The sequence below is a fragment of the Streptomyces sp. NPDC002309 genome (assembly GCF_053593375.1).
The window spans coordinates 1-8,913 of the sequence record NZ_JBSFCI010000002.1; the positions used below are offsets into that span (position 1 = coordinate 1).

The 8,913-nt window shown below is 71.6% G+C and carries 8 protein-coding genes; 2 read left to right on the forward strand and 6 right to left on the reverse strand.

The genetic code is table 11. The features are described 5' to 3' along the window. Positions 1-631 precede the first annotated feature (631 nt). The gene (gene trpS, locus ACWCPM_RS01510) at positions 632-1,684 is read left to right on the forward strand and encodes a tryptophan--tRNA ligase (protein ID WP_450974097.1); all 1,053 of its coding nucleotides are present in this window, start codon (positions 632-634) and stop codon (positions 1,682-1,684) included. A 54-nt stretch (positions 1,685-1,738) separates the two neighbouring features. On the opposite strand, the gene proC is transcribed toward trpS, so the two are convergent. The 6 genes from proC to ACWCPM_RS01540 form a co-directional block, all read right to left on the reverse strand. Then, positions 1,739-2,548, reverse strand: a complete 810-nt coding sequence (proC, locus tag ACWCPM_RS01515; RefSeq protein ID WP_450974098.1) for a pyrroline-5-carboxylate reductase — start codon at positions 2,546-2,548, stop codon at positions 1,739-1,741. Positions 2,549-2,656: 108 nt separating this feature from the next. Beyond that, a complete protein-coding gene (locus ACWCPM_RS01520; protein ID WP_450974099.1) occupies positions 2,657-3,436 on the reverse strand; it encodes an ABC transporter permease in 780 nt (259 codons plus the stop codon). Next, entirely contained in the window at positions 3,433-4,254 is an 822-nt protein-coding gene (locus tag ACWCPM_RS01525; RefSeq protein WP_450974100.1) for an ABC transporter ATP-binding protein, read from the reverse strand. The genes ACWCPM_RS01520 and ACWCPM_RS01525 overlap by 4 nt, the downstream gene beginning before the upstream one ends. A gap of 347 nt (positions 4,255-4,601) precedes the next feature. Beyond that, positions 4,602-5,402: a class I SAM-dependent methyltransferase gene (locus ACWCPM_RS01530; RefSeq protein ID WP_450974101.1), complete on the reverse strand. Its 801-nt coding sequence runs from the start codon at positions 5,400-5,402 to the stop codon at positions 4,602-4,604. A 116-nt stretch (positions 5,403-5,518) separates the two neighbouring features. Further along, complete coding sequence (locus ACWCPM_RS01535) at positions 5,519-6,022, reverse strand: EamA/RhaT family transporter (protein ID WP_450974102.1); 504 nt, start codon at positions 6,020-6,022, stop codon at positions 5,519-5,521. A 214-nt stretch (positions 6,023-6,236) separates the two neighbouring features. Then, the gene (locus tag ACWCPM_RS01540) at positions 6,237-6,614 is read right to left on the reverse strand and encodes an SH3 domain-containing protein (RefSeq protein ID WP_450974103.1); all 378 of its coding nucleotides are present in this window, start codon (positions 6,612-6,614) and stop codon (positions 6,237-6,239) included. Positions 6,615-6,760: 146 nt separating this feature from the next. Between ACWCPM_RS01540 and ACWCPM_RS01545 the strand changes: the two genes are divergently transcribed. Continuing rightward, the coding region (locus ACWCPM_RS01545) for a serine/threonine-protein kinase (RefSeq protein WP_450974371.1) at positions 6,761-8,913 on the forward strand (2,153 nt) is incomplete at its 3' end.

Consider the following 8,913-nt stretch of genomic DNA (forward strand, 5'->3'; position numbering starts at 1 on the left):
CTCGCGGCTTTCCTCCGGGCGCTTCCCTTCGGTCTTGCGTTTCCGACTCTATCAGATCTTTTCTCGACCCGATTTCCTCGGTGCTTTCCAGGTCTTCGCTTCTGCGCTTTCCTTTCCGGCGTTTCTAACTTTATCAGATCTTTTTTGACCTGATCCCCAGTCAGCGGGGTTTGCCTTCCGGGCCGTTGGGCCCTTCCGACGAGTGAGACTTTAGCGGATTCCTGGCCCCCGACCTAATCGGGGTCTGCGTCCTTTCGAACACGGATTCCTCATTCCATAAATATGCATACCGACAGCACGACAGCAGAGCGACGGATCGACTGCTCGTCGGGAGTGGTTGCTACTCACGGAATCGCTGCCCGGGGACCGACCGGAGTCGGCGCTCACGTCGGACAACTCGGAGAACAATACGTATCGGCTCGGAGGGTGTCAACTCAGGTGTGTGACGGCACCCCGGAGGCGTAGTCTGAGGCTGTGACTACGCGTACGTGCACCCGGCTCTGGTGGGCCGCCTGACGGCGGCCATGCGCACGTATGCACTCAACGGCCGCCGCTTCGGCGGCCGTTCCTGTTTCTCCCTCCGAGGGGGCCGGCCGACCGGGCGCGGCGGTCTCGACCAGGAGGTGGAGAGATGACGCGAGTCTTCAGCGGGGTCAAGCCGACGGGGCATCTGACGCTGGGCAACTACCTCGGTGCCATGCGGCGGTGGGCAGAGGTGGACCAGCACCGGGCGGACGCCCTGTTCTGCATCGTCGATCTGCATGCGCTGACCGTGGAGCACGATCCGGCGCGGGTGCGCAGGCTGACTCGGCAGGCCGCGACGTTGTTGCTGGCGGCGGGACTGGATCCGGAGCGGTGCACGGTCTTCGTCCAGAGTCATGTCGACGAACACGCGCGGCTGTCGTACCTGCTGGAGTGCGTGGCGGTCGACGGTGAGATGCGGCGGATGATCCAGTACAAGGAGAAGGCGGTCCGGGAGCAGGCGCGGGGTGGGAGTGTGCGGCTGTCGTTGCTGACGTATCCCGTTCTGATGGCGGCGGACATCTTGGCGTACGGGACCGACGAGGTGCCTGTGGGGGGCGATCAGACGCAGCATGTCGAGCTGACGCGGGATCTGGCGGTGCGGTTCAACCAGCGATACGGACACACGTTCGTGGTGCCCCGCGCCACTCATCCGGAGGTGGCCGCGCGGGTGATGAATCTGCAGGAGCCGGCTTCGAAGATGGGGAAGAGCGACGACGCAGGGCCGGGGATCGTCTATCTGCTCGACGAGCCGGACGTGGTGCGCAGGAAGGTCATGCGGGCGGTGACCGACAGCGGGCGGGAGGTCGTCTACGACCGGGAGGGACGGCCGGGGCTCGCGAATCTGCTGGAGATCCTGGCGGCGTCGACCGATGGGAACCCATCGGAGCTGAGCGGTGTATATGAGTCGTACGGCGCTTTGAAGAAGGACACCGCGGAGGCCGTGGTCGAGCTGCTCAGGCCCGTACAGCAGAGGCACAAGGAGCTGTGTGCCGATCCCGGCTATGTGGAGGGGGTGCTGCGGGATGGTGCGGAGAGGGCACGGGCGATGGCCCGGCCGACCGTGGATGCCGCTCATCGCGCGATCGGGTTGCTGCCGGCCTCCTCTGATACGGGTGCCGGCGTTTCCCGTGCGGAGGCTGTGCTGAACGCGGTCCGGTAGACGCGTGGGCCGGCGGCGGGTCGCGGCTCGGGGTGATCGCCGCCGGCGGGCGTGTCAGTTGTTGTCGGCGGCGAGTTCGCGGCTGCGGTCGCGGGCGGCTTCGAGGGCGGCGATGAGTGCGGCCCGTACGCCGTGGTTCTCGAGTTCGCGGATGGCGTTGATGGTGGTGCCGGCGGGGGACGTGACGTTCTCGCGGAGCCTGACCGGGTGTTCGCCGCTGTCGCGAAGCATGGTGGCCGCGCCGATCGCGGACTGGACGATGAGGTCGTGGGCCTTGTCGCGGGGCAGGCCGAGCAGGATGCCGGCGTCGGTCATGGCTTCGACCAGGTAGAAGAAGTACGCCGGGCCGGAGCCGGAGAGAGCGGTGCAGGCGTCCTGCTGGGTCTCGGGAACGCGGAGCGTCTTGCCGACGGCGCCGAAGATCTCCTCGGCGTGGGCGAGGTGGGCGTCGCCCGCGTGGCTGCCCGCCGAGATGACGGACATGGCTTCGTCGACGAGGGCGGGGGTGTTCGTCATGACGCGGACGACGGGGGTCCCGGCGGCGAGGCGGGCTTCGAGAGAGGCGGTCGTGATGCCCGCCATGCCGCTGATGACCAGGCGGTCGGCGGGGACGTGAGGAGCGAGTTCGTCGAGGAGGGTGCCCATGTCCTGGGGTTTGACCGTGAGGATCAGGGTGTCGGCGGTTTTCGCGGCCTCGGCGTTGGTGACCGGTGTGACTCCGTGGCGGGTGTGGAGTTCCTCGGCCCGCTCCGGGCGGCGGGCGGTGACCAGGAGATCGGCGGGGGTCCAGCCGCTGCGGATCATCCCGCTGAGCAGGGCTTCGCCGATCTTGCCGGTGCCGAGGACTGCGACTTTCTGGGTCATGGTGCGGGGCCCTCCGGAGGTTGCGTCGTCCGGGTTCATCCTCGCACCAGGAGCGAGGGGCGGGCTCGTTTGTCCGGTGGGCGGGACATGGCGTGCTCGCCCGGCGGGTCAGGGCGTCCGGCGTCGTAGCGTCGCCGCGCCGAGGGTCAGGACAAGGACGGCACAGCCCGCGACGATCAGGACGTCGCGGACGAAGTCGGCGGTCATGTCGGTGTGCCTGAGGACTTCGTTCATGCCGTCGACCGCGTACGACATGGGGAGGACGTCCGAGATGGCTTCCAGGACGGGGTGCATCTTGTCGCGCGGGGTGAAGAGGCCGCAGAGCAGGAGTTGGGGGAAGATCACTGCCGGCATGAACTGCACCGCCTGGAATTCGGAGGCCGCGAAGGCCGAGACGAACAGGCCGAGGGCTGTGCCGAGGAGCGCGTCGAGCAGGGCCACCAGCAGAAGCAGCCAGGGCGAGCCGGTGACGTCGAGGCCGAGGAACCAGACCGCGAGACCGGTGGCGAGGGCGGACTGGACGATCGCGAGGGTGCCGAAGGCGAGGGCGTAGCCGGCGATGACGTCGCCCTTGCCGAGGGGCATGGCGAGGAGGCGTTCGAGCGTGCCCGAGGTGCGTTCGCGCAGGGTGGCGATGGACGTCACCAGGAACATCGTGATCAGCGGGAAGATCCCCAGCAGGGACGCACCGATGTTGTCGAAGGTGCGCGGGCTGCCGTCGAAGACGTAGCGCAGCAGGATCAGCATCAGGCACGGGATGAGGATCAGCAGCGCGATGGTGCGTGGGTCGTGGCGGAGTTGGCGCAGGACCCGGGCGGCGGTCGCGGCCGTGCGCGAGGCGTTCAGGGCGCCGGTGGGCGCGCCGGGGGTGGTGGCCGTGGTGGTCATCGGGTCGTCTCCTTGTTGCGGTCCTCGGTGCTTGCCTGGTCCACCAGGTGCAGGAACGCGGCCTCGACCGTCTCGGCGCCGGTGCGGGCGCGCAGGGCGTCCGGGGTGTCATCGGCGAGGATCTCGCCCGCGCGCATGAGGAGCAGGCGGTGGCAGCGCTCGGCCTCGTCCATGACATGGGAGGAGATGAGGAGGGTGGCGCCGCGGTCCGCGGCGATGGTGTGGAAGAGGGTCCACAGGTCGCGGCGGAGGACAGGGTCGAGACCGACGGTGGGTTCGTCGAGGACCAGGACCTCGGGGGTGCCGAGCAGCGCGACGGCCAGGGAGACGCGGCTGCGCTGGCCGCCGGAGAGATTGCCGGCCAGGGCGCCCGCGTGGCTCGTGAGGTCTACGTCGGTGAGGGCGCGGTCGACGTCCTGGCGGAGGTCGGCGGTGGAGCGGCCGGGGCCGAGTATCGCGGCGAAGTAGTCGAGGTTCTGGCGGACGGTGAGGTCGTCGTAGACGGAGGGGGCCTGGGTGACGTAGCCGATGCGGGTGCGCAGGGTGCGGTGGCCCGCGGGGTGGCCGAGGACCTCAAGGGTGCCGGTGACCTTGGCCTGGGTGCCGACGATGGCGCGCATCAGGGTCGACTTGCCACAGCCGGAGGGGCCGAGGAGGCCGGTGATCTGGCCGCGGGGGACGGAGAAGTTCAGTCCGCGCAGGACCTTGCGGGGGCCACGGACAACGGTGAGGTCCTCGGCACGGATGGCGGGGTTCCGGGGGGATGCGGATGCGGGTTGCGCGTCCGCGTCGGGTGGCTCGGCTATATAATTCATCATGCGGTGAATAATGCTCCTGGGGGTAGGGGGCGTCAAGTGGGTGTGCTCAACGGCGGTGGGGCGGCGGCGGGTGTGCGGGTGGGGGGCCACGGTGCGGGGGGCTCGGGTGCCGGGGCGGGGGCTCCCGTCGCGGGGTGTCCGGGGCGCGGAGTAGCCGGGGCGCGGAGTAGCCGGGTCGCGGGGCAAAGGGTCCCGGGGGGCGACTGCCGTTGTCGGCGGGGCATCTTGAGTGCCGCAGGGGCGTCACTCGCAGTCGTCAGCGGCCGGGGGTGCTCGCGTGAACCAGTGCGCGGCCTTGAGAAGGCCGGGGCGTTCGTGAGAGGGCGGCCGGGCTGCCGCGGGGTGCATCAGGAGGTGGTGGCCACCAGCAGTTCCACGTCGTAGACCTCCTCGACGAATCCGTCGGGGAAGACCTGGAGGAGAAGGCGGCGCTCCTCGGTCAGGAACGCCTCGCTGCGTTCGGCGCCGGCCACCAGCAAGATCGAGTGGCTGCCGAGGTTGGCGAGGTGGGTGTCGAGCGGGACGCGACGGCTCCAGCGGATGACTCTGCGGGAGTAGTGAGGGGTCGGGACGGGGCGCGCGGAGGGGTCCGTGCCGGCGTCCGGGGTGCCGGGCTGCACGGCGATCGGGTCGCCGTAGTGCAGCTTGATCCGCTCCGCCTGGGCGGCGGCCCAGGGGACGCCGGGTGCGTCGCGGTTCCACCACAGTGCCAGCGCGCCGCCCGGACGCAGTACGCGGAAGGCTTCCGGGAGCGCGAGGCCGGGGTCCGTCCAGTGCCAGGCCTGTGCGTAGGTGACGAAGTCCGCGCAGGCGTCGGCCAGGGGCAGGGCGTTGCCGTCACCGCGCACGATCGGGATGCCGGGGCGGGTGCGGCGGAAGTGGGCGGACATGCCGTCGCCCGGTTCGACGGCCAACACGGCGGCGCCCCGGCCGTGCAGCAGCGCGGTCGCTATGCCGGTGCCCGCACCGACGTCCACCACGCGCGAGCCGAGAAGGGGGCGCCGGGCCAGCTCCTCGATCGCGTCGAGGAGCGCGGGCGGGTAGGAGGGGCGGTTCGCGGCGTACTGGGCGGCGGCGGCGTTGAAGGAGTGGGCGCGGGAGAGGTGGGACGGGGTGGGGGGTGGGGGTGGCGACGTCGAGGGGGCCATGGGGTCATGGTCTCGTGAGGTGAGGGTGGGGGTGGGGGACAGGGGTTTGCGGGGGGGGGGTGGGTCGGACCTTCTGACCCCGTCGAGGCCGGGGGCGGGCCCGTCGCGGTGGGCCCTCAGTTGCGGTGGCGTCTCTTCGCCGGGTTGCCGGTGCGGCGGGACGTGCGCTTCGCGTGGTGCTGGAGGGACACCTCGTACTCCTCGCGGTGGAGCTTTTCGCCAGGGGCCTCTTTGAGGGAACGGAAGAAATAGGCGAGGAGGGAGCCGACGAAGCCGATGGTGAGCAGACCGCGGAGCGCGGACTGGCGGTCGGGGTCCTGGCGCTTGGTGAAGCCTTCCCAGGTGTGCTTGAAGGCGAGGGAGCTGCAGACCGCGAACATGACGACGAGCAGAAGCGCGACGAAGGCGCCCGTCTCCGCGAGCTGGATGCCCTCGTAGGCGAAGCGGAGCACCAGGCAGGCGGCGACGGCAGCGGCGAGGGAGCCGATGGAGACGCCGATGCGGCGGAAGGTGTAGCCGCCGTCGTGTGCTACCCAGGTCGTGCCGAAGAAGCGGAGGGGTTCGGGGCGGGGCCCGTCGGCCGCGGGCCGCTTCGGGGTGCCGTTCTGGTCGTCGCTCACAGTTCGATTATGGCCCCGGCGGGCGAGGGGCCTCGGGGCGGCCCTTCGGTCCCGCTCGCGCCTCGGCCCTCGGCGCCCGCCACCTCGCGCCGCCGCCCCGCTGAGCCGCTGCCCCCGCTGAGCCGCGGAGACCGACGTGTCGTCTCCGCGGCGACGGGTGACAGGCGGCGGGGCGACCTGCGAAGGGCGAAGAGCTGCGGGCGGCGGGGCGGGATCAGGCGCAGCGCGGTGCCACGTAGCCGTCGCTGCCGGTCCTGACGTAGGCGTCGGAGACGTACTGGGAGTTGGCGATGCAGTCCCAGAGGTCGGAGGTGCCGTAGGGGCCGCTGACGCTGTCGCCGGGGCGCTGGCAGTAGATCGGGACGGTGGCGCCCTCGGGCAGGACGCGGACGATGCGGTAGTCGGTGCCGGGACCGCTGCGGACGTTGAGCCGGACGTCCGGGGCGACCGGGTAGGCGCGGACCCGGGCCGTCGCCGTCTCCGCCGTCTCGCTCAGCGTCTCCGCCTCGGCCGGCGTTCCGGGCTCCGCCAGTGCCGTCGGCGCCGTCTCCTGCTCGCCCGCACCCGCGATCTCGATGTTCTCCGCGGCCATGTCGGCCTCCCCCCGTTTGGATGCTTTGTGCATGGTTCACGCCAAAATCGCGTGGCGCACCGAGGCTAGCAAGCCGCGGGAGTATCGCACTCAGTATCGACTAGGCTCAGCGCGTCGCGCGTGCGGACGGACATCCGGGGGTGAAGATGCCGCCAGGGCGCAGCACCGGCACGGATGCGGAAGCGGAATCTCCGCAGTACGCCGGTCAGTATCTGCTGGAGGCACCGCTCGGATCCGGCGGCATGGGCGTGGTCCATCTCGCCAGGTCGGCCTCGGGGTTGCGGCTCGCCGTGAAGGTCGTGCACGCGGAGTTCGCACAGGACCCCGAGTTCAGGGGCCGGTTCCGGCAGGAGGTCGGGGCGGCCCGGCGGGTCAGCGGTGCGTTCACCGCGCCCGTCGTCGATGCCGACCCGGATGCCGGGCGGCCGTGGATGGCGACGCTGTACATCCCTGGGCCGACCCTCGCCGAGTACGTGAAGCGGAACGGCGCGCTGCCCACCGCCCGGCTGCGGCAGTTGATGGCGGGACTGGGGGAGGCGCTGCGGGACATCCATCGGGCCGGGGTGGTGCACCGCGACCTCAAGCCCAGCAATGTGCTGCTCGCGGAGGACGGGCCGAAAGTCATCGACTTCGGCATCTCGCGGCCCTCGGACAGCGAACTGCGCACCGAGACCGGCAAGCTGATCGGCACGCCGCCGTTCATGGCGCCGGAGCAGTTCCGCAGGCCGCGGGAGGTCGGGCCGGCCGCCGATGTGTTCGCGCTCGGGTCGGTCATCGTGCACGCGGCGACGGGCAGCGGGCCGTTCGACTCCGACAGTCCCTATCTGGTGGCGTATCAGGTCGTCCATGAAGAGGCGGACTTGACAGGCGTGCCGCGGGAACTCGTGCCACTGGTCGCCCGTTGCCTCGCCAAGGAACCGGAGGACCGGCCCACCCCGGACGAGCTGATGGCGGAGTTGCGCTCGCTGTCGGCGTCGTACGACACCCAGGCGTTCATACCGGAGCAGCGAACGGCCGAGCGGTCGTTCGAACCGGCCCGCGACGAGCTGCCCACCCATCGGCGTGGCGCGCCCGCCACCGCGGACCCGCCGCCGAACAAGGCGTCGGATCCGAAGAGGCTCGGGAAGTCGACGAAGCCCGGGAAGCCGACGAAGCCGGCGAAGCGGGGGCGGTGGTGGGCGGCGGGTGTCGCCGCCGGGATCGGCGTTCTCTCGCTCGGCGCGGCGGCCGTCGTGCCGGCGGGGTCGGGCGGGACCGAGGCGTCCGGCGGTCCGGCACAGACCCAGCGGTTCCGGGCCTGGGACGTCGAGCTGAGCGCACGGGGCGCCGAGGCGAGCGGGATGCCGCAGTGCGTGCACGGAGGCGGCGCGCTGTACTGCACACGCCCAGGTGTCCTGGCCGCCGCCGTCGATCCCCTGGACGGGGACGTGCGCTGGGCGCGGCCGGGCCCGGGAGGCCGCGCCGACGGGAACGTGCAGCCGCCCGTGCTCGCCGGCGGACTGCTGCACGTCGTCTCGGAGGGCGGCCGACGGCTGTCCGCCCTCGACCCGGCGACCGGCAGGACCGTGTGGAGCCAGGACATCGCCCGCTACGACGGCCGGATCGCGCACGTCGGTGGCGTCGTCCTCCTCACCGGCTCCGACGCCGAGGTCACCGCGCTGGACGCGGCCACCGGTGAGCGGAAGTGGCGGCACCGCGTCGCCGGTCCGGCCCAGCCGGTGTTCCAGTCGTACGGGGGGCGGGTCGCGTACGCCGTCGACGCGGACGGTGCCGGGACGCGGGTCACCGCCGTGGACCCGGAGACCGGTGTCGTGCGGTGGCAGCGGCGGCTGGCGGGGGCGCTGAGTCTGGTGGGCGCGCGGGAGGACGTGCTGTGGTTGACCTCGACGTCGGCGGCCTACGCGGACACGGACGCCGTGGTCCGGTACGACGCCGCGCGGGACACCCAGCGCCGGATCACCCTGCGCTTCCCGGTGGCGGGCGCGCAGGCGGCGGTCGCGCAGGACACCGTGCATCTGCTCGGGGCCGACGGTGCGCTGACAGCCGTGGACACCGGCGCGTCGGAGCGGCGCTGGCGGCTGGAGACGTCCGTCAGCTTCCCGTCGGCGCCGGTCGTGGCCGGGAAGCGGCTGTACTTCAGCGCCGGGGACGGGCGGGTCGTCGCCGTCGACACGGCCGGGGGCGCGCTGCTGGGGCAGACGAAGGCCCGGCCGGGGGCGGCGCGGGGCGCCGTGGTGTCCGGGCTGCCGTTGCCGGTGGCGGCGGACGGGAAGGTGTTCGCGGGGGCCCCGGACGGAGA